The 23,321-nt window shown below is 71.3% G+C and carries 21 protein-coding genes and 2 tRNA genes; 15 read left to right on the top strand and 8 right to left on the bottom strand.

Going from position 1 to position 23,321, the window contains the following annotated elements; all coding sequences use genetic code 11:
• The first annotated feature begins 313 nt into the window (after positions 1 to 313).
• Positions 314 to 1,120 (top strand): Fpg/Nei family DNA glycosylase, encoded by an 807-nt coding sequence (locus tag ACFYZL_RS18400; RefSeq protein WP_384745537.1) that lies wholly within the window; start codon positions 314 to 316, stop codon positions 1,118 to 1,120.
• A 9-nt stretch (positions 1,121 to 1,129) separates the two neighbouring features.
• Here the strand turns inward: ACFYZL_RS18400 and ACFYZL_RS18395 are convergent, their stop codons facing one another.
• A complete protein-coding gene (locus ACFYZL_RS18395; protein ID WP_388680002.1) occupies positions 1,130 to 2,371 on the bottom strand; it encodes a GNAT family N-acetyltransferase in 1,242 nt (413 codons plus the stop codon).
• A gap of 117 nt (positions 2,372 to 2,488) precedes the next feature.
• On the opposite strand from ACFYZL_RS18395, the gene ACFYZL_RS18390 reads away from it, so the two are divergent.
• Together ACFYZL_RS18390 and ACFYZL_RS18385 are read left to right on the top strand one after the other, a co-directional pair.
• Positions 2,489 to 3,631, top strand: coding sequence for a PP2C family protein-serine/threonine phosphatase (locus ACFYZL_RS18390; protein WP_388680000.1), 1,143 nt, complete (start codon positions 2,489 to 2,491; stop codon positions 3,629 to 3,631).
• Between the two features lie 124 nt (positions 3,632 to 3,755).
• Positions 3,756 to 4,592 (top strand): ABC transporter ATP-binding protein, encoded by an 837-nt coding sequence (locus ACFYZL_RS18385; RefSeq protein WP_384745532.1) that lies wholly within the window; start codon positions 3,756 to 3,758, stop codon positions 4,590 to 4,592.
• Positions 4,593 to 4,613: 21 nt separating this feature from the next.
• Here the strand turns inward: ACFYZL_RS18385 and ACFYZL_RS18380 are convergent, their stop codons facing one another.
• Together ACFYZL_RS18380 and ACFYZL_RS18375 are read right to left on the bottom strand one after the other, a co-directional pair.
• The gene (locus tag ACFYZL_RS18380) at positions 4,614 to 5,216 is read right to left on the bottom strand and encodes an AAA family ATPase (protein WP_384745564.1); all 603 of its coding nucleotides are present in this window, start codon (positions 5,214 to 5,216) and stop codon (positions 4,614 to 4,616) included.
• Positions 5,213 to 5,692 carry a DUF4232 domain-containing protein gene (locus ACFYZL_RS18375; RefSeq protein WP_384745530.1) on the bottom strand — a complete coding sequence of 160 codons (480 nt, stop codon included), beginning with the start codon at positions 5,690 to 5,692 and terminating at the stop codon, positions 5,213 to 5,215. Before ACFYZL_RS18375 ends, ACFYZL_RS18380 begins: the two co-directional genes overlap by 4 nt.
• 452 nt (positions 5,693 to 6,144) lie before the next feature.
• On the opposite strand from ACFYZL_RS18375, the gene ACFYZL_RS18370 reads away from it, so the two are divergent.
• The 3 genes from ACFYZL_RS18370 to ACFYZL_RS18360 all read left to right on the top strand — a co-directional run bounded on the left by ACFYZL_RS18370 (position 6,145) and on the right by ACFYZL_RS18360 (position 8,315).
• Entirely contained in the window at positions 6,145 to 7,533 is a 1,389-nt protein-coding gene (locus ACFYZL_RS18370) for a pyridoxal phosphate-dependent decarboxylase family protein (RefSeq protein ID WP_384745529.1), read from the top strand.
• The gene (locus tag ACFYZL_RS18365; RefSeq protein WP_384745527.1) at positions 7,530 to 7,985 is read left to right on the top strand and encodes an HD domain-containing protein; all 456 of its coding nucleotides are present in this window, start codon (positions 7,530 to 7,532) and stop codon (positions 7,983 to 7,985) included. The genes ACFYZL_RS18370 and ACFYZL_RS18365 overlap by 4 nt, the downstream gene beginning before the upstream one ends.
• Positions 7,986 to 8,120: 135 nt before the next feature.
• Complete coding sequence (locus tag ACFYZL_RS18360; protein WP_384745525.1) at positions 8,121 to 8,315, top strand: hypothetical protein; 195 nt, start codon at positions 8,121 to 8,123, stop codon at positions 8,313 to 8,315.
• An 85-nt stretch (positions 8,316 to 8,400) separates the two neighbouring features.
• On the opposite strand, the gene ACFYZL_RS18355 is transcribed toward ACFYZL_RS18360, so the two are convergent.
• Both ACFYZL_RS18355 and ACFYZL_RS18350 read right to left on the bottom strand, forming a co-directional pair.
• Positions 8,401 to 8,781, bottom strand: a complete 381-nt coding sequence (locus tag ACFYZL_RS18355; protein WP_384745523.1) for a cupredoxin domain-containing protein — start codon at positions 8,779 to 8,781, stop codon at positions 8,401 to 8,403.
• A 647-nt stretch (positions 8,782 to 9,428) separates the two neighbouring features.
• Positions 9,429 to 9,499: transfer RNA gene (locus tag ACFYZL_RS18350), tRNA-Gly, on the bottom strand.
• 169 nt (positions 9,500 to 9,668) lie between these two features.
• Here ACFYZL_RS18350 and ACFYZL_RS18345 point away from each other — a divergent pair.
• The 5 genes from ACFYZL_RS18345 to clpX all read left to right on the top strand — a co-directional run bounded on the left by ACFYZL_RS18345 (position 9,669) and on the right by clpX (position 14,414).
• Positions 9,669 to 9,745 (top strand) — tRNA-Pro (locus tag ACFYZL_RS18345).
• 161 nt (positions 9,746 to 9,906) lie between these two features.
• Positions 9,907 to 11,295 carry a trigger factor gene (tig, locus tag ACFYZL_RS18340; protein ID WP_384745522.1) on the top strand — a complete coding sequence of 463 codons (1,389 nt, stop codon included), beginning with the start codon at positions 9,907 to 9,909 and terminating at the stop codon, positions 11,293 to 11,295.
• A 330-nt stretch (positions 11,296 to 11,625) separates the two neighbouring features.
• The gene (locus tag ACFYZL_RS18335; protein WP_376661033.1) at positions 11,626 to 12,243 is read left to right on the top strand and encodes an ATP-dependent Clp protease proteolytic subunit; all 618 of its coding nucleotides are present in this window, start codon (positions 11,626 to 11,628) and stop codon (positions 12,241 to 12,243) included.
• Positions 12,244 to 12,296: 53 nt separating this feature from the next.
• Positions 12,297 to 12,965: an ATP-dependent Clp protease proteolytic subunit gene (locus tag ACFYZL_RS18330; protein WP_384588417.1), complete on the top strand. Its 669-nt coding sequence runs from the start codon at positions 12,297 to 12,299 to the stop codon at positions 12,963 to 12,965.
• Positions 12,966 to 13,127: 162 nt separating this feature from the next.
• On the top strand, positions 13,128 to 14,414 hold the full coding sequence (clpX, locus tag ACFYZL_RS18325; protein ID WP_030026955.1) for an ATP-dependent Clp protease ATP-binding subunit ClpX: 1,287 nt from the start codon (positions 13,128 to 13,130) through the stop codon (positions 14,412 to 14,414).
• 69 nt (positions 14,415 to 14,483) lie between these two features.
• Here clpX and ACFYZL_RS18320 read toward each other — a convergent pair whose 3' ends face one another.
• Together ACFYZL_RS18320 and ACFYZL_RS18315 are read right to left on the bottom strand one after the other, a co-directional pair.
• On the bottom strand, positions 14,484 to 15,392 hold the full coding sequence (locus ACFYZL_RS18320; RefSeq protein ID WP_384745519.1) for a hypothetical protein: 909 nt from the start codon (positions 15,390 to 15,392) through the stop codon (positions 14,484 to 14,486).
• A gap of 127 nt (positions 15,393 to 15,519) precedes the next feature.
• On the bottom strand, positions 15,520 to 16,152 hold the full coding sequence (locus tag ACFYZL_RS18315; RefSeq protein WP_384745518.1) for a hypothetical protein: 633 nt from the start codon (positions 16,150 to 16,152) through the stop codon (positions 15,520 to 15,522).
• A gap of 99 nt (positions 16,153 to 16,251) precedes the next feature.
• Between ACFYZL_RS18315 and ACFYZL_RS18310 the strand changes: the two genes are divergently transcribed.
• Both ACFYZL_RS18310 and ACFYZL_RS18305 read left to right on the top strand, forming a co-directional pair.
• Complete coding sequence (locus tag ACFYZL_RS18310) at positions 16,252 to 18,873, top strand: valine--tRNA ligase (RefSeq protein WP_384745516.1); 2,622 nt, start codon at positions 16,252 to 16,254, stop codon at positions 18,871 to 18,873.
• Between the two features lie 174 nt (positions 18,874 to 19,047).
• Positions 19,048 to 20,199 (top strand): sensor histidine kinase, encoded by a 1,152-nt coding sequence (locus ACFYZL_RS18305; protein WP_384745514.1) that lies wholly within the window; start codon positions 19,048 to 19,050, stop codon positions 20,197 to 20,199.
• 9 nt (positions 20,200 to 20,208) lie between these two features.
• On the opposite strand, the gene ACFYZL_RS18300 is transcribed toward ACFYZL_RS18305, so the two are convergent.
• On the bottom strand, positions 20,209 to 21,258 hold the full coding sequence (locus tag ACFYZL_RS18300) for a rod shape-determining protein (protein WP_384745513.1): 1,050 nt from the start codon (positions 21,256 to 21,258) through the stop codon (positions 20,209 to 20,211).
• Positions 21,259 to 21,375: 117 nt separating this feature from the next.
• On the opposite strand from ACFYZL_RS18300, the gene ACFYZL_RS18295 reads away from it, so the two are divergent.
• Positions 21,376 to 22,893, top strand: coding sequence for a bifunctional folylpolyglutamate synthase/dihydrofolate synthase (locus ACFYZL_RS18295; protein WP_388679988.1), 1,518 nt, complete (start codon positions 21,376 to 21,378; stop codon positions 22,891 to 22,893).
• A gap of 3 nt (positions 22,894 to 22,896) precedes the next feature.
• Positions 22,897 to 23,247 carry a DUF4233 domain-containing protein gene (locus ACFYZL_RS18290; RefSeq protein ID WP_384745511.1) on the top strand — a complete coding sequence of 117 codons (351 nt, stop codon included), beginning with the start codon at positions 22,897 to 22,899 and terminating at the stop codon, positions 23,245 to 23,247.
• Positions 23,248 to 23,321 lie beyond the last annotated feature (74 nt).

Here is a 23,321-nt window from a genome sequence, read left to right as displayed (position 1 = left end):
GCCCACCCTCAGGCCCGTCGGGCGGGGGTCTTCCAGCCTCGCCGGCGTGTGAGCCCCGGGGGAACGGCGGGCGGGTAGGGGACCGGCTCCACGCAGCGGCACCCACGGCACGCCCTGCGGGGGCGACCACCGCACACCCGACCCCCCCCCCCCCCCCCCCCCCCCCCCCCCCCCCCCCCCCCCCCCCCCCCCCCCCGCCCCCCCCCCCCCCCCCCCCCCCCCCCCCCCCCCCGGGCCCCCCCCCCCCCCCCGCCGCCCCCCGCCCCCCGGGGCCCCCACGGCCGTTTCCTTTGACGACTTCGAGGAGCACGCAGTGCCCGAGGGGCATACGATCCACCGCCTCGCGCAGGACCACGCCGAGCGGTTCGCCGCCCGCCCGGTCCGGGTCAGCAGCCCGCAGGGCCGCTTCGCCGAGAGCGCGGCCCTGCTCGACGGGCGCGAGCTGGAGAGTGCCGAGGCGCACGGCAAGCACCTCTTCCTGGAGCTCGGCGACGCCTGGATCCACATCCACCTGGGCCTCTTCGGCAAACTCGGCTTCGGCCCCGCCCCGGCACCGCCCGCGACCGACACGGTCCGACTGCGCCTGCTGAACGAATCCCACTACGCCGACCTGCGCGGCCCCACCGCCTGCGAGCTGATCGGCGAGGGGGAGAAGAAGGCGATACACGACCGGCTCGGCCCGGACCCGCTGCGCCCGTCCGACGACCCGGACCGCGCCTGGGCCCGCATCTCCCGCTCCCGCACCACCGTCGCCGCGCTGCTCATGGACCAGAAGGTGGTCGCGGGCATCGGCAACGTGTACCGCGCCGAGGTCCTCTTCCGGCACGGCATCGACCCGTACCGGCTGGGCAAGGACCTCACCCGTACGGAATGGGACGCCATGTGGGCGGACCTGGCCGCCCTGATGCGGGAGGGCGTACGCAACAACCGCATCGACACCGTCCGTGACGAGCACCTCCCCGAGGCGATGGGCCGCCCGCCGAGGGTGGACGACCACGGCGGCGAGGTGTACGTCTACCGCAGGGCGAACATGCCCTGCCACATCTGCGGGGGCGAGATCCGCACCGCCGACCTCGCCACCCGCAACCTCTTCTGGTGCCCGACCTGTCAGCGACGCTGACGGCGCCGGCTAGAAGCCGTGCGGGAGCCAGGGGGCCACGTCGCCGGCGAAGGCCCGCGAAGCCTCCCGCACCGCCCCCGGCCGCAGTTCGGCGACCCGCCCGGCCCCGGCCAGCGACGTGAGGGTGATCCCACCGAGGTAGGCGGCACCCAGCTCGCGCACCGACAGCCGAAGCTCCGCCGGCTCCTCGCTGCGCGTCACGCACGCGGCGCCCTTGGCGTCGGCGACCACCCGCCACCGCCCCGCGTTCCACGGGCAGAACGCGTCCTCGACCTCCATCACCACGTCCATCGCGGCCCCGTACGTCCGCGCTTCGAGCGCCGCCGGCAGGTCCACCAGCCGCACGTGCAGCGAGTCCCGCACGCCGGGCCGCGACCTCCGTACGTCGCTCACCAGGTGCAGCACCGGATCGTCCACCGGCCGCCGGTGCGCCCGTACCGTCCACGTCAGGTCGATCCCGAACAGGTAGCGCCACAGCGCCGCGTACGCCGCCGGATCGAGCGCGTCGATGTCGGTCACCTCGACCTTGCCGTCGGAACCGGACAGGTCCCACTCCGGCTTCACCCGATAACGGGCGTACCCGACCACCCCACCGCCCGCGCCCTCCCGCTCGGCCACCACGCACTTGAGCGGCGACCCGCCGTCCCGCATGGCCGGCGCGTCCAGCAGCGGCAGGTGCTCCCAGCCCGGCCGGCGGGCGGGCATGCCCGGGCGGCCCGCGAGCAGCTCCGCGTACACCCGCTCGCAGTCGTCCAGTACGGCCAGGGGATCGGCCAGACGTACCGTCACCCCGTCCGTCCCCAGCGGTACGGAAAGTCGTACACGGGTCGTGTCGATGTCCACGGACAGGGCGTAGGTCGCGGTGCCGTATCCGAAGCGCCCGTAGATCGCCGGATCCGAGGCCGTCAGCACGGCGAGCGGTTCGCCACCCGCCCGGATGTCGTCCAATTGGCGGCGCATGAGCGAGGTCAGGATCCCGCGCCGGCGGTGGGTGGGGGAGACGCCCACCATCGTGACGCCCGCCGCCGGGACGAGCGCGCCACCGGGGACGGAGAGACGGAAGGTAAAGGCACCCGCCGAGGCCACGCAGACCGGACCGTCCCAGACGCCCAGCGACCGCTCCGTCTCCGTCAGTCGCCGGTAGAGCTTCCGCTCCGCGGGGGATTCGGGCACTCCGCCGAACGCCAGTTCAAGGTGGTCGTACCAGACATCCCACTCATCGACCTGCAATACGCGCGTCTCAAGAGCCATATGGCCATCCTTACCAGGGCATTACGCCCCAGTCGACATGTTTTCGAGCGGCGAAAGTCCCTCGGTGCGGGGGTACCCCTGCGCACACACAGCCGACATGGATAGGGTCCCGAAGCAATGGCCGGAGCACGTGTGGAGACGCTCACGGCCCGGGCGCGCATGCTGTCGCACCGGGCCCGTACCGCCCTGCGCAAATCCGCCGTCGACTACTTCCGCGGCGACGCCTCCGACTGGCTCGCCTTCGTCGGGCTGCTGCTCACCGTCCCCGCGATCGCCTGCGGCACGATGATGCTGCCCGTCTGGTTCTCGCCGTCCGCCCTCGTCCTGCCGATCGTCGCCGGCGGCCTGCTGCTGCGCCCCGCGAGCCTCCTGGCCCTCTACGCGGCGTCCGCCGCCGCGCTGATCGTCGAGGCCCTGGTCCTCGGCCCGTACACCCAGGGGCCCGCCCGGGTCACCCCCGGCACCGTCCTGGTGGTGGCGGCGTGCGGGTTCTTCGGCCTGGTCATCGCCCAGTTCCGCAGCCGCGTCGGCGTGCCGTGGCGGAGGGGCGGCACCATGCTCTTCGACCTGCGCGAACGCATCCGCGTCCAGAGCAAGCTGCCCGCCCTGCCGCGCGGCTGGCACCGCGAGATGGCCCTGCGGCCGGCGGGCGGCCAGTCCTTCTCCGGCGACTTCGTGGTCGCGGCCCGGACGAACGGCGGCCGGACCCTGGAGATCGTCCTGACCGACGTCTCCGGCAAGGGCATGGAGGCGGGCTCCCGGGCGCTCCTCCTCTCGGGCGCCTTCGGCGGCCTCCTGGGCGCCCTGCCCCCGCACGGCTTCCTGCCCGCCGCCAACGGGTACCTGCTCCGCCAGGACTGGGAGGAGGGCTTCGCCACCTCCATCCACCTCGTCCTGGACCTGGAGACGGGCGACTACGAACTCCTCTCCGCCGGGCACCTCCCCGCGCTCCAGCTCTCCGCGGGTACGGGTCGCTGGCAGGAGAAGACCGGCGAAGGCCCCCTCCTGGGCGTCTACGACGGCGCGGAGTTCACCCCCGCCCGCGGCAACCTGCGCCGGGGCGACGTCCTGATGCTCTTCACCGACGGCCTGGTCGAGACGGCGGACCGCGAGATCAGCGAGGGCATCGACCGTCTGACGGGCGAGGCGGACCGCTATGTCGCGGCGGGCTGGGAAGGTGCCACGTGGCACCTGATCGAAAAGGTGGCGAAGGACGTCAACGACGACAGGGCCCTCCTCCTGATCCGCCGCTCCCCCTGACCGGGGTGGGGTTTGCCCCACCCCCCGTCCGCCGGGTCGCGCCATGTCGGGCCCGCGCGGTGATCCGTAGCGTCTGGGACGACGACACGGACACGACGGCACGCGGTACGGAAGGCGGCACACCATGGGGCTCCGACGGAGCAGGCAGCGCAACGACGGCCCGGCGCAGGCGTCGCCCGACGCGTACGACACCACCGCCACGGCCACCACCACCGCCGCCGTCGAGCTCCGCGGCGTACGCCGCGAGTACGGCCGCGGCGCCGCCACCGTCCAGGCGCTGCGCGGGATCGACCTCAGCCTGCCGCGCGGCAGCTTCACCGCCGTGATGGGGCCCTCCGGCTCGGGGAAGTCCACCTTCCTCCAGTGCGCCGCGGGACTCGACCTCCCCACCGCGGGCTCCGTCCGCCTCGGCGGCACCGAGATCACCGGACTGGACGAGAACGAGCTCACCGAACTCCGCCGCAGCCGCCTCGGCTTCGTCTTCCAGGCCTTCAACCTCCTGCCCTCCCTCACCGTCGAGCAGAACGTGCTGCTCCCGATGCGGCTCGCCGGCGGACGCCAGGACCGGGCCCGGGCCGCCGACCTGCTGGCCCGCGTCGGCCTGGAGGGCAAGGGGGGCCGCCGCCCCGCCGAACTCTCCGGCGGCCAGCAGCAGCGCGTCGCCATCGCCCGGGCCCTGGTCACCCGCCCCGACGTGGTCTTCGCCGACGAGCCCACGGGCGCCCTGGACACCACCACCGCCGCGGAAGTGCTCGGCCTGCTGCGGTCCGCCGTCGACTCCCTCGGCGCCACGATCGTCATGGTCACGCACGACCCGGCCGCCGCGGCCCACGCCGACCAGGTGCTCTTCCTCGCCGACGGCCTCATCGCCGACCGCCTCCCGCGCAGCCCGGCCACGACGATCGCCGCCCGGATGACCACCCTCACGGCCCCGACCCACACGAGAGCCGCGGCGGCCTAGTGGTGCTCCGGCGGGGGCGTCCTAGTCGAAGCGGATGTGGCGCACCCCGACCAGGGCCCGCCGCAGCCGCCCCCGCAGGGGCCCGTCGGGGTCCGGGGCGAGGTTCAGGCCCGCCGAGGCGCCGATCCGGTCGGCGACCTGCGGCACCGTCAGCCGGTCGGTCACCAGGTGCTCCGCGAACTCCGGTTCCCGGAGCGCCGCCAGGCACCCGTCCAGCCGGGCCACCGCGAAGCTCTCCCGCTTCAGCCCCCGGCCCAGCCCCCGCTCGCGCAGCCTCCGCAGCACGGTCTCCCGCTCCGCCAACAGCGCGAAGTGCCGTACGTCGTGACCCCGTTCCCGCAGCCGGCCCACCGTTTCCGCGAAGTACGCCGGCTCCGTGACGGTCATCGGCACCAGGACCACCCCCGGGTGCCGCGCGGCCGCCAGGTCCAGCACCTCGAACACCCCCTGCCGCCATGCGGGCAGGTCCTGGAAGTCCCCGCGCAACGCCGCCGGCGTCATCCGGTGCAGGCCGAACCCGACGTGCTCCGGATCGCACACCACGCTCCCCGGCAGCCGCCGGTGCAACGCGTACGCGGTCTGCGTCTTCCCGCCCCCGAAGGGCCCGTTCAGCCACACGATCACCGGGCCACCGCCGTCCACGGGCCGATCCCCAGCTTCCCGGTGTTCCCCAGGTCCACCGGCAGTCGCAGCCGGAGCCACAGACGGGGCGCACCGGACCGCGGCTCGATCTCCACGGCCCGCGCCGACACGGCGGGCACGGAGAGGTCGGTGACGAGATTGCGCCACACCATCGGCACGTAGGCGGCCTGCCCCGGCGCGAGCGTCACCGGCTCCGGCGGCGCGTCCACGTTCGGCACCCCGGTGGTGATGCCCTCCGCCCCGTGCTGGACGGTCACCTCCACCGGGTCGTTCCTGTCGTCCCGCAGCGAAAGCCGGGGGTAGCCCTCCAGTACGTACGGCTGCGCGCCGCAGTTGACCAGCCGGACCTCCGCCACCCGCAGGCCCATCGCCGCGTCCCCGTCCCCTTCGACGAGCCGTACCCCGCCTTCGGGACAAGGCCCCTCCTCCGACGGCGCCACCTGCCGCGACGGCGTCACCTGCTCCGGTCGCACCGGCGGCGGCGCGGGCGTTCCCGCAGGCCTCCCGACCGGCACGCCCGTCGGCCCGGGCGCGGCCCGCGGCGCCGGTGGCGTCGTACACCCCGCCACCCCCACGAGCACCCCGGCCACGACAACTCCCCGTATCCACCCCGTGCGCACCATGCCCCGACCCTACGACCGCCCCCGCCCCGCCCACCCTCAGGCCCGTCGGGCGGGGGTCTTCCAGCCTCGCCGGCGTGTGAGCCCCGGGGGAACGGCGGGCGGGTAGGGGACCGGCTCCACGCAGCGGCACCCACGGCACGCCCTGCGGGGGCGACCACCGCACACCCGACCCCGACCCCGACCCCGACCCCGACCCCGACCGCGGCGGCGCGGCACGCCCCGGCAGGTGGGCCACTCGTGTCCGATTGGCCCGCCCCCGAGCCCCCGGCGGCGCATACCGTGCCCCCATGGACCGCACGCTCGCCGCAGACCTCGCCCGGCTCCCCGAACTGCTCGAAGCCACCCGCCGCGCCGCGGCCGACGCCCTCGCGACGCTGGAAGCGCGTCCCGTCGTACCGCCCGCCGGGACACCGAACGCCCCCGAGCCCCTCCCCGACCACGGGGACGGCACGGAAGCGGCCCTCGCCGCCTTCCGCGAGCGGTGGGAGCCGCGCCTGTCGGCCTCCGCCGGCCCCCGCTACCTCGGCTTCGTCACCGGCGGCGCCACCCCGGCCGCCCTCGCGGGGGACTGGCTGACCGCCGCGCACGACCAGAACTCCAACTCCGCCCTCGACGGCGCCGGCCAGGACCTGGAACGCGAAACCACCGCCTGGCTCCGCGAACTCTTCGGCCTCTCGGACGCCCACACCGGCACCTTCGTCAGCGGCGCCACGATGTCCAACACCACCGGCCTCGCGATCGCCCGCGAATGGCTCGGCGAACGCCTCGGCGTCTCCCCGTCCGACGACGGCGCCGCCGCCCTGGGCCCCGTACGGGTCCTCTCCGGCGCCCCCCATTCCTCCATCGCCAAGGCCCTGTCGATCCTCGGCCTGGGCCGCAACGCCCTCGTCCAGGTCCCGACCCTCCCCGACCGGGAGGCCGTCGACCCCGCCGCCCTCGACCGGGCCCTCGCCGACACCACCGGCCCGGCCGTGGTCGTGGCCAACGCGGGCACCGTCAACACCGTCGACTTCGACGACCTCCGCGCGATCGCCGCCCTCCGCGAACGCCACGACTTCTGGCTCCACACCGACGCCGCCTTCGGCGCCTTCGCCGCCCTCTCGCCGGACCACGCCCACCTCACCGAAGGCCTCGACGCCTCCGACTCCGTCTGCGTCGACCTCCACAAGTGGCTCAACGTCCCCTACGACAGCGCCGTCCAGTTCACCCGCCGCCGCGACCTCCAGACCCGCGTCTTCGCCAACTCCGCCGCCTACCTGGGCCCCCTCGGCGAACACCCCGACCTCGTCCACCTCACCCCGGAGAACTCGCACCGGCTGCGGGCCCTCGCCGCCTGGTTCACGCTCCGCGCCTACGGCCGCCGGGGTCACCGCGAGATCGTCGAACGCGACATCGCCTGCGCCGGAGCCCTGGCCGAGCACCTCTCCCAGGACCCCGCCTTCCGCCTCCTCGCCCCGGTCCGCCTCAACGTCGTCTGCTTCACCCTCGCCGAAGCCCCCACCCCGGCCCGCCTGACGACCCTCCGGGAAGCGGTCGCCTCCGAGGTCTTCCTCACCCCGACCGTCCACGCGGGAACCCCCGCCCTGCGCGCCGCGTTCTCCAACTGGCGTACCACACAAGCGGATGTACGCCGGGCCGCCGAGGCCCTCCGTACGGCAGCGAAGGACCTCACATGACGGCGGCTCCCCTGACCCTCCTCGAGATCGAGGCCCTCGCCCGCGGCGCGCACGAGGGCCAGACCGACAAGGCCGGCCGCCCGTACGCCGAGCACCTCGCGGCCGTGGCCGAGGGCGTCCGGGTGCGCGGCGGCAGCCCCGAACAGCAGGCGGCGGCCTGGCTCCACGACTCGATCGAGGACGAGGCCCTCAGCCTCACCTGGCTGGATTCCGCCGCCCTCCCGCAGTCGGTGAAGGACATGGTCCTCGCGGTCACCAAGCGCCCCGGCGAACCGGTCGAGGAGTACACGGCCCGCATCCTGGCCACCCCCGGCGCGCTCCTGGTGAAGGAGGCCGACCTCGCCCACAACGCCGACCCGGCCCGCCTCTCCGTCCTGGACGCCGCCACCCGCGACCGTCTGTCCGCGAAGTACGCGTATGTCCGCTCCCTCCTGGGCCTCACCGCCCCCTGAGCGCACAAACGGAACGATGGTGATTCGTCACGACGCGGATAGGCGGGGCCGGTTGGTGGGAGGATGGTCCATGTGGGGGTGTGCTTGGCCGTGCGCCCCGGGCCGACCAGGGGACGACCGAAGGTGTGATCAGTAGTGGCCATTTCGCTGTCAGTGGTGGTTCTGTTGGCGGTCATCCTGGTGGTGCTGATCCGCGGCAACCACATCAAGCCGGGCCCCGCCATCGTCGCCGCCCTCTTCGGCTTCTTCCTCGCGTCGAGCTCGATCGCGGACGACGTGAACCGGTTCCTGAACTCCCTGGCGACGATGATCGCGAACATCAAGCTCTAGCCCCCTCCGCGCGACGGCCCCTGACGGGGATCGGTGGTCAGGGGCCGTCGGTCTCACTCGGCACGCGTACGACGAAGGTGCGACGTCACTTGACGGTGAGCGTTCCCGTCATCTGCGGGTGGAAGGAGCAGACGAACGGGTACTGGCCGACCTTGGACGGCGCGGTGAAGCTGCCGGACTTGCCGGCGTCGATGGTGCCGGTGTCGAAGGCGTAGCCGTCGGACGCGGTCAGGGTGTGCGGAGTCGAGTCCTCGTTGACCACGGTGACCTTCGTGCCGGGTTTGACCGTCAAGGTCGAGGGGTTGAACTTGAAGTCCTTGATGTGGACTTCCGTGGTCTCGGCCGTCACGCTCGACGCGACGGAGGGCGGGGACGCGGGCGCGGCGCTGGTACTGGTGACGCCGACGACGGCGAACAGGGCACAGGCGGCGCCGACCGCTGCTGCCCGGGTACGGGTGAACGACATGGTCACCCCTCTCACGCTTCGGTGATGGTCTTGATCGGCCCCGACGCTCACGCCGGACGGCCGGTACACGTCCGCCCACCACGGGCGAGCGGCTCTGGGCGCCGCCGCGATCAACCGCGCGGCGGCTGGGATGGTGTCGAGGATCGGCGCGCCGATGAGTACGACCAACAGCCCTGCCACCGGCCTCCGCAGCCGGGAGAACGACTCCCGCCCGGATCCGACCCTCTCCCCCCACTATCCCAGCCCACCACGACGGGGCCACTTCACAGCCCCCGGGGACGCATCGGGACCGGCCGGAGGAAACATCCTCTGACCTGCCCCCGAACCCTCGCGAACAGCTGCCGGGAATCGAACCGACACCCCCACCGCCCACGGAGGACGAGCCCCACTGTCAGTGCCCCCTCCTACCCTTCCCGACGTTGGGCCGGCCTGGCACCGCACGACGGTACGACGCGGCCACGGGGGGTGGCTCAGAAGAGTGCGCCGATCCCACGGGCTCCGCGACCTCGTGCAGCTCCTACCCCACCCCCCTTCCCGCCCCACCGGTCCGGGGCACGCAGGGGGCACGGCGGGCTGATCACGGACCCCGGGAACGACGAAGGGCCAGGTCGAGGAAACATCCTCTGACCTGGCCCTTCGTGCTTCAGAGCGGGTGACGGGAATCGAACCCGCGTAGCTAGTTTGGAAGACTAGTGCTCTACCATTGAGCTACACCCGCAACGCACGCGCCGCAGGTCACGGGGACCGCGGCACGGACAGCATCCTAGCGGGTCGTTCAGGGCCGGCGCACACCACTTTCGGGCCCGGCGCGCGGAGCCGTCGAAAACAGGTCGGGAAACTCCGTGCATCGGAGCGTCTCCGGGCATGTACCCTACGTGTCGCACCGACGGGGTGTGGCGCAGCTTGGTAGCGCGTCCGCTTTGGGAGCGGAAGGTCGTCGGTTCGAATCCGGCCACCCCGACCAACAAGATCGCGTTTGCAAGATCGCGTTGTGGGCTGATTGCCGCTTGCGGTTACTATGCAAGCTGCGTGCCCGTGTGTCTGATGTACCGGGCCCGATCCGCTGAACCGCTGAATCGCAGCGACAGCAGAGACCCCAGCAGTCAGCCACAAGGAGACCAAACCGTGAAGAGCGCCGTGGAGACCCTGAACCCGACTCGGGTTCGGCTCACTGTTGAGGTGCCCTTCGAGGAGCTCAAGGACAGCCTCGACGCGGCGTACAAGAAGATCAACCAGCAGGTCACGGTGAAGGGCTTCCGCAAGGGCAAGATCCCTGCCCGCGTCATCGACCAGCGCTTCGGCCGCGGTGCGGTGCTGGAGGAGGCCGTCAACGACGCGCTCCCGAAGTTCTACACCGAGGCGGTCAACGAGGCCGACCTGAACCCGCTGGGTCAGCCCGAGGTCGACATCACCGAGCTGAAGGACGGCGAGCTGCTGGCCTTCACCGCCGAGGTCGACGTGCGTCCCGAGATCGAGATCCCGGACTACTCCGGCATCGAGGTCGAGGTCGACGCGGTCGAGGTCTCGGACGAGGACGTCGAGAAGTCGGTCGAGCAGCTGCGCAGCCGCTTCGCGTCCACCAAGGACGTCGAGCGCGCCGCCGCCGAGGGTGACGTCGTCACCATCGACCTCGAGGCCAAGGTCGACGGCGAGGTGCTGCCCGACGGCGTCGCCTCCGACGTCTCGTACACCATCGGCTCGGGCGAGCTGCTCGAAGGCATCGACGAGGCCGTGAAGGGCCTGGAGGCCGGTGGCGAGGCCACCTTCACCTCCCAGCTGAAGGGCGGCTCCGCCGAGGGCAAGGACGCCGAGGTCACCGTCAAGGTCACCAAGGTCTCCGCCCGTGAGCTGCCGGAGCTGGACGACGAGTTCGCCCAGCTGGCGAGCGAGTTCGACACCATCGAGGACCTCAAGGCCGACAGCCGCAAGCGCCTCGAGAACATGAAGCAGTACGACCAGGCCACGCAGGCCCAGGAGCGCGTCCTGGAGAAGCTGCTGGAGCTCGTCGAGGTGCCGATCCCCGAGAAGCTGCTCGAGGACGAGGTCAACACCCGCAAGCACAACCTGGAGCACCACCAGCTCGGCCAGATGGGCCTGACCATCGAGAAGTACCTGGAGTTCCAGGGCAAGACGGTCGAGGAGTTCGACGCCGAGACCAAGGAGCAGGCGGTCAAGGGCATCAAGACCCAGTTCGTCCTGGACGCCCTGGTCAACAAGGAGAAGCTGGGCGTCGACCAGGAGGAGCTCACCGAGCACCTCATGCGCCGCGCCGCCTCCTCCGGCATGTCCCCCGACCAGTTCGCCCAGGCGGTCGTCGAGGGTGGCCAGGTCCCGATGCTGGTCGGCGAGGTCGCCCGCGGCAAGGCCCTCGCGGTCGTCGTCGAGGCCGCCAAGGTCACCGACACCAACGGTGAGGTCGTCGACCTGTCCGACGAGGACGAGGAGCAGGCGACCGAGACCGTCGAGGCCGCCGTCGACGGTGACGCCGAGGTCGTCGAGGACGAGGCCAAGTAAGGCCTTCGGAGCCTCTGCCCGAAGCACCCCGAGCAGTGCCCGAAGGGCCCGTGCGCAGCCGCGTACGGGCCCTTCGGCATAGGGGCCGGCGCGGGCCCCGCGCCGGGCCCTGCGCGGCCCCGCCAAGGCCCTCGTACCTTGCGCTCCGAGCGAACAGTTCGGGAAGCGGGATGGCGTTGTCCGACCTGCGCGTTAGGGTCCATGAATACGAGGGCACGGGAGTACCCGGAACCACCCGGACGCCGGCGGACCTTTCCGCTCCGGCCGGGCCGCGCCCCAGAACGAGACGCTGAGACGGCACATGGCCGTCGGAGACGAGCAGGTGGATACGTGACGAATCTGATGCCTTACGCCGCGGGTGAGCCGTCCATCGGTGGCGGCCTCGGCGACCATGTCTACAACCGGCTGCTCGGCGAGCGGATCATCTTCCTCGGCCAGCAGGTCGACGACGAGATCGCCAACAAGATCACGGCGCAGCTCCTCCTCCTGGCCGCCGAGCCGGAGAAGGACATCTACCTCTACATCAACAGCCCGGGTGGCTCCGTGACGGCGGGCATGGCCGTCTACGACACCATGCAGTACATCCCGAACGACGTCGTCACCATCGGCATGGGCATGGCCGCCTCCATGGGCCAGTTCCTGCTGACCGGTGGCGCCAAGGGCAAGCGCTTCGCCCTGCCGAACACCGACATCCTGATGCACCAGGGCTCCGCCGGCATCGGCGGCACCGCGTCGGACATCAAGATCCAGGCCCAGTACCTGCTGCGCACCAAGCAGCGCATGGCCGAGATCACCGCGTTCCACTCGGGCCAGACCGTCGAGGCGATCATCCGCGACGGCGACCGCGACCGCTGGTTCACCGCCGAGGAGGCCAAGGAGTACGGCCTCATCGACGAGATCATCTCGGCCGCGTCCAACGTGCCGGGCGGCGGCGGCACCGGGGCCTGATCGAGCCCCACCGCCAGTACCGAGCAGCCGACAGCCCGCAGAACGCCACCAGGATGGTGAACACCCAGATGCAGAACAACTTCTCCGCGAGCGGCCTCTACTCCGGCCCGCAGGTGGACAACCGCTACGTCATCCCGCGCTTCGTCGAGCGCACCTCGCAGGGCGTGCGCGAGTACGACCCGTACGCGAAGCTCTTCGAGGAGCGCGTGATCTTCCTCGGCGTGCAGATCGACGACGCCTCCGCCAACGACGTCATGGCGCAGCTGCTGTGCCTGGAGTCGATGGACCCGGACCGCGACATCTCGATCTACATCAACAGCCCCGGCGGCTCCTTCACGGCGCTGACGGCGATCTACGACACGATGCAGTTCGTGAAGCCGGACATCCAGACGGTCTGCATGGGCCAGGCGGCCTCCGCCGCCGCGGTCCTGCTCGCCGCCGGCACCCCCGGCAAGCGCATGGCCCTGCCGAACGCCCGCGTGCTGATCCACCAGCCGTCCGGCGGCACCGGCCGTGAGCAGCTCTCCGACCTGGAGATCGCGGCCAACGAGATCCTGCGCATGCGTGACCAGCTGGAGACCATGCTGGCCAAGCACTCGACGACGCCGATCGAGAAGATCCGCGACGACATCGAGCGTGACAAGATCCTCACGGCCGAGGACGCCCTCGCGTACGGCCTGATCGACCAGATCGTTTCCACCCGCAAGACCAACAGGGCCTGACAAGGCCCGTCCTTGCCGTCAGACGGCGTGGGGACGCCGTCGGATTCGGCGATGTGAACCACGTCAAGGGGGCCCCGCACGGGGCCCCCGGCAAGGTACCGTCGGATATGAGGCACCAGGAGCGCTGAACCAAGCGTCTCCCAGGCGAAGGGGAAGCACCTCGTGGCACGCATCGGTGACGGCGGCGATCTGCTCAAGTGCTCGTTCTGCGGAAAGAGCCAGAAGCAGGTGAAGAAGCTCATCGCAGGACCCGGTGTGTACATCTGCGACGAGTGCATCGACCTCTGCAACGAGATCATCGAAGAGGAACTCGCGGAGACCTCCGAGGTGCGGTGGGAGGAACTCCCCAAGCCCCGTGAGATCTACGAGTTCCTGGAGAGCTACGTCGTCGGCCAGGAGCCGGCGAAGAAGGCGCTCTCGGTAGCGGTCTACAACCACTACAAGCGGGTCCAGGCCGGCGAGAACGGCGGCGCGCAGGGCCGGGACGACGCGATCGAGCTCGCGAAGTCCAACATCCTGCTGCTGGGCCCCACGGGCTCCGGCAAGACCCTCCTCGCGCAGACCCTGGCCCGCATGCTGAACGTACCGTTCGCCATCGCGGACGCGACGGCGCTGACGGAGGCCGGGTACGTCGGCGAAGACGTCGAGAACATCCTGCTGAAGCTGATCCAGGCGGCCGACTACGACGTCAAGAAGGCCGAGACCGGGATCATCTACATCGACGAGATCGACAAGGTCGCCCGCAAGAGCGAGAACCCGTCGATCACGCGTGACGTGAGCGGCGAGGGCGTGCAGCAGGCCCTGCTGAAGATCCTGGAGGGCACGACCGCCTCCGTCCCGCCGCAGGGCGGCCGCAAGCACCCGCACCAGGAGTTCATCCAGATCGACACGACGAACGTGCTCTTCATCGTGGGCGGCGCCTTCGCCGGCCTGGAGAAGATCATCGAGTCGCGTGCGGGCGCCAAGGGCATCGGCTTCGGGGCGACGATCCGCTCGAAGCGCGAGATCGAGGCGAGCGACCAGTTCCAGGAGGTCATGCCGGAGGACCTGGTGAAGTTCGGGATGATCCCCGAGTTCATCGGCCGTCTGCCCGTGCTGACCTCGGTGCACAACCTGGACCGCGAGGCCCTGCTCCAGATCCTCATCGAGCCGCGCAACGCGCTGGTGAAGCAGTACCAGCGGCTGTTCGAACTCGATGGCGTCGAGCTGGACTTCGAGCGCGAGGCGCTGGAGGCCATCGCGGACCAGGCCATCCTCCGCCAGACGGGCGCGCGGGGCTTGCGCGCCATCATGGAAGAGGTCCTGATGTCGGTGATGTACGAGGTCCCGTCCCGCAAGGACGTGGCCCGCGTGGTCATCACGGCGGACGTCGTCCGCTCCAACGTCAACCCGACGCTGGTCCCGCGCATCGTCCCGAAGGACCAGGGACCGCACGAGAAGTCGGCGTAGCGAACACGGCAACGCAGAAGGGGCGCCCCCGGCCGGGGGCGCCCCTTTCCGCGTCATGCCGACGCGCCGTCAGTTCTTCACGCGCGCCGTGTTGTAGAGCTTCGCGGCGAGGTCCGCGTCCTGCTCCAGGGTGTAGCCCGGCTTCCCGGCGAGGAGGGAGGCCACGTCCGAGGCGGTGACCACGGCCAGGGTGCTGTAGTCACCCCAGATGCAGATCGGGAGGGTGACCTCCTTGGGGCCCTTGGCCGTCGTGTCCTTGGAGGTGAACTTGACCTCCTGGCACTTCATGACGGCGCCCTTGAAGCCGGCCGGGTTCATCTCCTTGGGGCTGCCGACGAGGGTCGCTTCGGTCTTGCCGTCCTTGGCGGCGTTCGCCTGGAACATGGCGAAGTAGCCGTCCACCGTCTTCTCCGGGTCGGCGATCTCGCCGTAGAGACCGGAGAAGTTGAGGGTCTTCGTGGACAGCGGGTTCTTCGGGTCGCCCGACTGGTAGGCCATGCCCACCTGGGTGGGGTTCTTGATGCCCGCGGCCTCGGCTTCCTTCTTGTCCTTGTCGGTCATCTGCTGCGGCTTGTACTTCGGGTCCTGCTTGAAGTCGTCCACCGCGGGCGGGGGGACCAGCTTGTAGCCCTTGGTGTCGGAGGCGATCGAGCCGCCCGCGCCGCCGCCCTGGGTGAAGTACCAGCCGGCGCCCGCGATCACCGCGACCGCGACGACGATGCCGATGATGACGCCCGCCTTGGACTTCTTCGGGGGCGTGCCGCCGTACGGGGCCTGCTGCTGCGGGTAGCCGTAGGCGGGGGCCGGCGGCTGCTGCGGGTAGCCCTGGGGCGGGACGCCCGGCTGCTGCTGGGGGTAGCCGTAGCCCGGCTGCGGGGCCGGCTGGCCGTAGGGGCCCGGCGGCGGCGGGGGCTGCTGCCCGTACGGTCCGGGCTGCTGCGGCTGCTGGCCGTACGGCCCCGGCTGGTTGTAGCTCATCTCTGCGTCCCCCTCAGGAACTTCTTCTTTAGGACCTTCTTATGCTCCCCACATCCTTGCGGAAGATCGAAAGGGTTCGGGCGTCGGGGTCCCAGGCGTTACGCAACTACGACGCTCCGGCGACGAACTACTTCGCCGGAACCTCCATCGCGGTGCGCAGTTCACGGGCGCGGCCGGCGAGGTCGTCGATGGTCACCGGCTTGTTCTCCACCGGGACGGTGACCGTCACCAGCGAGCTGTGGTCGCCCCACATGCACAGCGGCAGCGACGCCCCCTCCATCGTGAGCGTGCCGCAGCGCATCGCGCCGCCCGCAGGCGTGCCCGCGTCGTGGCTGGTGATGTCGGCTTCCTTGACGCCCATGGACGTGAGTCCCTTGGTGAGTTCGGCGCCGGGGTCCTCGTCGCCGAACGCGGCCTGGGAGCCGCTGACCACCAGCTGCGCGGTGCCCGCCTGGTCGGCGTAGACCACGGCCACCCGCTTGGTGCCCTTCTTCTCCGCGCCCTGGCCCTGTTTGATCGCGTCGACCCGCGGCCCGGAGTCCTGGAGGGTCAGGCCCTGGAACGTGGTGGGCGGGACGATCTCGTACGTGCCGGCGTCGTCGGGGCCGCCGAGCGCCGCGGCCAGGGCGACCTTGACGGCTATGGCCCCGACGGCGAAGCCGACCACCGCTCCCACGCTCCTGAACACGCGCTTGCTCTTGGCCGGCGCGGGCGCCGGCTGGGGGGACGGGTACGGGGGCTGGGGAGTGATCTCGTTCATGCTGCGCATCAGACGGCTCCGGCGCGGCCGACCGCAATGGGCGGTCCCACTGCGGTATCGATTCGTAACGGAGGCGGGGCCGCCCGTATCCTGTGCCCCGTGACCGAGAACACGCAGACACCCAGTGCCCCCGACTCCGAACTGCCGACCACGTACGCGCCGGCCGAGGTAGAGGGGAAGCTCTACGAGCGCTGGGTAGAGCGTGGGTACTTCACGGCCGACCCCGCGAGCGAGAAGCCCGCGTACACCATCGTCATCCCGCCGCCGAACGTCACCGGCTCGCTCCACCTGGGCCACGCCTTCCAGCACACGCTCATGGACGCCCTGACCCGCCGCAAGCGCATGCAGGGCTACGAGTCGCTGTGGCTGCCCGGCATGGACCACGCCGGCATCGCCACCCAGAACAAGGTCGAGCAGCAGCTCGCCGAGGAGGGCAAGTCCCGCCACGACCTGGGCCGCGAGGAGTTCGTCGAGCGGGTCTGGCAGTGGAAGGAAGAGTACGGCGGCAAGATCCTCGGCCAGATGCGCCGCCTCGGCGACGGCGTCGACTGGTCCCGTGAGCGCTTCACCATGGACGAGGGTCTGTCCAAGGCCGTCCAGACGATCTTCAAGAAGCTCTACGACGACGAGCTGATCTACCGCGCCGAGCGCATCATCAACTGGTGCCCGCGCTGTCTGACGGCCATCTCCGACATCGAGGTGGAGTACCAGGAGGACGCGGGCGAGCTCGTCTCCATCAAGTACGGGGAGGGCGAGGACACCCTCGTCGTCGCCACCACCCGCGCCGAGACGATGCTGGGTGACACCGCCATCGCCGTCCACCCGGACGACGAGCGCTACAAGCACCTGGTCGGCAAGCTCATCAAGCTTCCGCTCACCGACCGCTCGATCCCGGTCGTCGCGGACACCCACGTCGACCCCGAGTTCGGCACCGGCTGCGTCAAGGTGACCCCGGCGCACGACCCGAACGACTTCGCCATCGGGCAGCGCCACGACCTGCCCAACATGACGATCATGGACGAGCACGGTGTCATCACCGTCCACGGCCCCTTCCTCGGCCTGGACCGCTTCGAGGCGCGCAGCGCCGTCGTCGGCGCCCTGCGCGAGCAGGGCCGCATCGTCGCGGAGAAGCGTCCGTACCTGCACTCCGTCGGCCACTGCTCGCGGTGCAGCACGACCGTCGAGCCGCGCCTGTCCCTCCAGTGGTGGGTCAAGGTCGAGACCCTCGCCAAGGCCGCCGGTGACGCGGTCCGCGACGACCGGGTCACGATCCACCCCAAGGAGATGGAGAAGCGGTACTTCGACTGGGTCGACAACCTCAACGACTGGTGCATCTCGCGCCAGCTGTGGTGGGGCCACCGCATCCCTGTCTGGTACGGCCCGAACGGCGAGGTCGTCTGCGTCGGACCCGACGACGAGGCGCCGACCGGCGAGGGCTGGACCCAGGACACGGACGTCCTGGACACCTGGTTCTCCTCCGGCCTGTGGCCGTTCTCCACGCTCGGCTGGCCGGAGAAGACCCCGGACCTGGCGAAGTTCTACTCCACCGACGTCCTGGTCACCGGCCACGACATCATCTTCTTCTGGGTCGCCCGGATGATGATGTTCGGCCTGTACGCCATGGACGGCGAGGTCCCGTTCAAGACGATCGCGCTGACCGGCCTGGTCCGTGACGAGCGCGGCAAGAAGATGTCGAAGTCCTTCGGCAACGTCGTCGACCCGCTGGACTGGATGGACAAGTACGGCTCCGACGCCGTCCGCTTCACCCTGGCCAAGGGCGCCAACCCCGGCACCGACGTCCCGATCGGCGAGGACTGGGTCCAGGCCTCCCGCAACTTCGCCAACAAGATCTGGAACGCGACCCGCTTCGCGCTGATGAACGGCGCGACCATCGAGGGCGAGCTCCCGGCCCCCGAGCAGATGTCGGCGACCGACCGCTGGATCCTGTCCCGCCTGAACAAGACCGTCGCGCAGGTCGACGCGTACTACGAGGACTTCCAGTTCTCGAAGCTCAGCGAGTCCCTCTACCACTTCGCGTGGGACGAGGTCTTCGCCTGGTACGTCGAGCTGTCGAAGACGACCTTCTTCGCGGGCGGCGAGCAGGCCAAGGTCTCCGGCCGGGTCCTCGGCGAGGTCCTCGACACCATGCTGCGCCTGCTGCACCCGGTGGTCCCCTTCGTCACCGAGACGCTGTGGACCACGCTCACCGGCGGCGAGTCCCTCGTCATCGCCGACTGGCCGAAGGACAGTGGCTTCCGCGACGAGGCCGCCGAGGCCGAGATCGAGCAGGTCCAGGCCGTGGTCACCGAGGTCCGCCGGTTCCGCAAGGAGCAGGGCCTCCAGGACGGCCAGAAGGTCCCGGCCCGCCTGGACCTGACGGGCACGGCGCTGGCCCCGCACGAGGGCGCCATCCGCCAGCTGCTGCGCCTCCAGCCGGAGGGCGACTCCTTCAGCGCCACCGCGACCCTCCCGGTCGCCGGCGCCACGGTCGCGCTCGACCTGTCGGGCACCATCGACGTGGCCGCCGAGCGCAAGCGCCTCTCCAAGGACCTCGCGGCCGCCGAGAAGGAGAAGCAGCAGGCCGAGGCGAAGCTGGGGAACGAGGCGTTCATCGCCAAGGCCCCCGACAACGTCGTGGACAAGATCAAGGGCCGGCTGGCCAAGGCCGAGGCGGACATCGCCCGGCTCCAGGCCCAGCTGGACGGGCTGCCGGCCGCGTAACGCTCCGTACGGCACGAAAAGGGAAGGGCCCCCGCACCACGGTGCGGGGGCCCTTCCCCGTTCACCCCGCCAGGGCCGGCAGGGACCTCCGGCCTGTCCGAAGTGCCCTAAATCACGCCATGTGCCGCCCCCGTGGATCATCACCGGCGCCGGCCGGCACGGATGATGGAGGGCATGCACGCGAAGCCCGCCCTCTCGGCGCTCCACCGGGTCACGGCCCGCGGCGCCCGGCTCACGCGGGGCTGGTCCGCTTCGCCGCGTGCGATGGACGTGCTCACGGCACTGAGCTGCCTGGGCCTGACGGCGATCGACCTGCCGGGCCTGGCGGCCGCCGACAACTCCCTGACCGGCCGTTCCGCGGCCGTCGTCCTCGCGCTGGGCTGCTCCACCCTGCTGGTGCGGCGCCGGATGCCCTGGATCTCGTACCTCGCCGCGCTGCTCTTCATCGGCTGGCTGCACGAGCTCACCCTGATCCAGTTCGCCCTGTACTCGGTGGGCCGCTACCGAGGGCGCCGGGCCGGTGTCCTCGCCACCCTCGGCTACCTCGCCTTCTCGCTGCTCCTCTTCTGTTGCGTGCCGGGCTGGCCCGAGACCGATCACGAGTCGCTCACCGGCTTCCTCGGCATCGTCGTGCCCATCGGGGTGCTCGCCTCGGCCGTCGGCATCGCCGCCTACCGGCACGACCTGGTCGCGGAGCTGACCGCGCGCCGGGCCGAGGCCGCGGTGCTCCAGGCCGTGCAGCAGGAGCGCACCTCGGTCGCCCGGGACGTCCACGACTTCGTCGGGCGGGAGCTGACCCTGCTGACCGTGCGCTCCGAGGTGCTGTCGATGCGCTCGCGCGAGACCTCGTACGCCAAGGACTTCGAGGAGCTCGCGGACACCGCGCGCCGGGCCCATCTGGTGCTGAACGAGATCATCGTGCAGCGCGGTGAACGGGCCTCGACCCCGGGGGTGGAGGGGCTGGCGGCGCTCGCGGAGGAGAGCGGGCGCGCGGGTTCGCCCGTACGCCTCGCCATGGACCCGGAAGTGAACGGGCTGTCGCCGCTGCGGCAGGCGGCGGTCTACCGGGTGGTGCAGGAGTGCCTGACCAACGCGGCCAAGCACGCGCGCGGGGAGACCGTCGACGTGTCGATCGCGGCGGACGGGCCACGGCTGCGGATCGCCGTCAGCAACGCGCTGCCCGCCGGCACCCCGGGCCGGGCCCCGGTCTCGGCGGGCTCGGGGACGGCGAGCATGTCCGAGCGCGTGATCAGCCTGGGCGGCAGCCTGAGGGCGACGCGCACGGAGGACTCGTACGAGGTGGTCGCGACGCTCCCGCGCGGGTAGACCGGCCGGTCAGGCCTTCGCGGGGGTCAGCAGGCCGCCGAGGTTGTCGAGGTCCTCGACGCAGCGGCCGGAGCCGAGGGCCACGCAGTCCAGCGGGTCGTCGGCGACGAAGACCGGGATGCCGGTCGCGGAGGCCATCCGCAGGTCCAGGCCGGGCAGGAGGGCGCCGCCGCCGGTCAGGACGATGCCGTGTTCCATCACGTCGCCGGAGAGCTCGGGCGGGCATTCCTCCAGGGTGGTGCGGACGGCGGCGATGATCGCCTCGACCGGTTCGTCGAGCGCGGCCCGTACGTCCGGGGCGCCGAGGACGAGGGTCCGCGGCATGCCGCCGACCTTCTCGCGGCCCCGCACGGTGAAGGTGAGCGTCTCCAGCTCGGGGCGGTCCGGCACGGGCCAGGCGGAGCCGATGGCGACCTTGAGGTCCTCGGCGGTGCGCTCGCCGATGAGCAGCGCGTGCTCCTTGCGCACCCAGTCCATGATCGCCGCGTCGAGCCGGTCCCCGCCGACGCGCAGCGACCGGGAGGTGACGATCCCGCCGAGCGAGATCACGGCGACCTCGGAGGTGCCGCCGCCGATGTCGACGACCATCGAGCCGCGCGGTTCGGCCACCGGCAGCCCGGCGCCGATCGCGGCGGCCATCGGCTCCTCGATCAGGTGCACGCTCCTGGCGCCGGCCCGGGTGGAGGCGTGGACGATGGCCCGCCGCTCCACCTGGGTCACGCCCGACGGCACGCAGATCACCATGCGCGTGCGGGGCCGGCGGCCGGGGACGGCCTTGCGGACGAAGTGCCGGATCATCTCCTCCGCGGCCTCGTAGTCGCAGATCACCCCGTCCTTCAGGGGGCGGATGGCGGTGATGGAGCCGGGGGTGCGGCCGATGGTCTCCTTGGCCTCCGCCCCGACGGCCAGGGCCGTGGTCGTGCCCGCCTTCACGGCGACCACGGACGGCTCATTGAGGACGATCCCGTGCCCCCGCGCGTAGACCAGGGTGTTCGCGGTCCCCAGGTCTATCCCTATGTCGCGGCTGGATCCTGTCGTGTTGCTGCTGGCCTGCGGCATTTGTTCCCCTATCTGCTGTCCGCAAGGCTTGCACGACGATCACGCCGCTCCCGCCGTCGAAGGTCCCGAAGCGCCCGGGTCGAAAGTCCCGGGGGTCGGCGTCCGTAGACTGGGCGTGTGAGTGAGCAGCAGCCCGAGAGCCACGACCGCGACAAGTTCGACGAGTTCGACCAGATCGTGGCGGAAGAGTCCGACCGCGACCCCGACCTGGCGGTGATCGAGGCCGGCAGCCGCACCCTGCGCACCCAGGCCGGACCTCCCCAGGGCGACCCGGTGCCCGCCCGGCCCACCGACCCGGAGGTCGCCAAGGCGCTGCTGGAGGTGGAGCAGGAGCTCTCCACGCGCTGGGGCGAGACCAAGCTGGAGCCGTCGGTGACGCGCATCGCGGCACTGATGGACGTACTGGGCGAGCCGCAGCGCGCGTACCCGACGATCCACGTCACCGGGACCAACGGCAAGACCAGCACGGCCCGCATGATCGAGTGCCTGCTGAACGCCTTCGAGCTGCGCACCGGCCGCTACACCAGCCCGCACGTGCAGTCGATCACCGAGCGGATCAGCCTCGACGGCGCGCCGATCGACGCCGAGCGGTTCGTCGAGACCTACCACGACATCAAGCCGTACGTGGAGATGGTCGACGCGAGCGAGGACTTCCGGCTGTCGTTCTTCGAGGTGCTGACCGCAATGGCCTACGCGGCCTTCGCGGACGCCCCCGTCGACGCCGCCGTCATCGAGGTCGGCATGGGCGGCACCTGGGACGCGACCAACGTCATCGACGCCGCGGTCGCGGTCGTCACTCCGATCAGCCTCGACCACACGGACCGGCTCGGCAACACGCCCGGCGAGATCGCCCTGGAGAAGGGCGGCGTCATCAAGCAGGACGCGACCGTGATCCTGGCGCAGCAGCCGGTGGACGCGGCGCAGGCGCTGCTGAAGAAGGCCGTCGAGGTCGACGCGACCGTCGCCCGTGAGGGCATGGAGTTCGGCGTCGTCTCCCGCGAGGTCGCGGTCGGCGGGCAGCAGCTGACGCTGCGCGGCATGGGCGGCGAGTACGACGGCATCTTCCTGCCGCTGTACGGCGCGCACATGGCGCACAACGCGGCGGTGGCGTTGGCCGCCGTCGAGGCCTTCTTCGGGGTCGGCCAGGAGGGCGCGCGCGTCCTGGACCTGGAGACCGTGCAGCGGGCCTTCGCCTCGGTGACCTCGCCGGGCCGCATGGAGGTCGTCCGGCGCAGCCCGACGGTGGTCCTGGACGCGGCGCACAACCCGGGCGGCGCGGTGGCCACCGCGGAGGCGGTCACCGAATCGTTCGGCTTCAGCCGGCTGATCGGTGTCGTGGCCGCGAGCGATGACAAGGACGTGCGCGGGGTCCTGGAAGCCTTCGAGCCGATCTTCGCGGAGGTCGTGGTCACCCAGAACTCCAGCCACCGCTCGATGGACGCCGACGAACTGGCCGCCGTCGCGGTCGAGGTCTTCGGCGGCGACCGGGTGCAGGTGGAACCGAGGCTGGACGACGCCCTGGAGGCGGCGATCACCCTGGCGGAGGAAGAGGCCGAGTTCGGAGGGGCCGGGGTCCTGGTGACCGGTTCCGTGATCACGGTGGGCGAGGCCCGCCTGCTGCTGAAGAGGGGCTGAGGAATGCGCACGCTCTGTGCCTCGACGCTGATCGGCGAGTTCTTCGTCATCGGTTTCGCCGGGCTGGTCGCGATGAAGGACCCGGACCTGACCCAGGCCACGGTCTGGACGGTCTGCGGGGTCGCGATGCTGCTGTCGGTGCTGCTGTGCGGGATGCTGTCGCGTCCCGGGGCGGTCCAGCTGGGCTGGGCGCTGCAGATCGGCCTGATCGTGAGCGGGTTCGTCGTACCGACCATGTTCTTCCTCGGCGCGGTGTTCGCCGGGCTGTGGTGGTGCTCGGTGCACTACGGCCGCAAGGTCGACGCGGCGAAGGCCCGCTGGGCGGCGATGGCGGAAGAATCCCCCACGGCCTGACCGGCGAACCACACCCCCGACCCCACGTCCGGCACCGGCCCGGCCCGCACGCGGCCCCGGCTCGCTCGGAGCGG

This window comes from Streptomyces sp. NPDC001717 (genome assembly GCF_042892775.1).
Classification (GTDB): Bacteria; Actinomycetota; Actinomycetes; order Streptomycetales; family Streptomycetaceae; genus Streptomyces.
The sequence above is the reverse complement of the archived record's forward strand: the minus strand, read 5'-3'. Positions and strand labels throughout refer to the sequence as shown.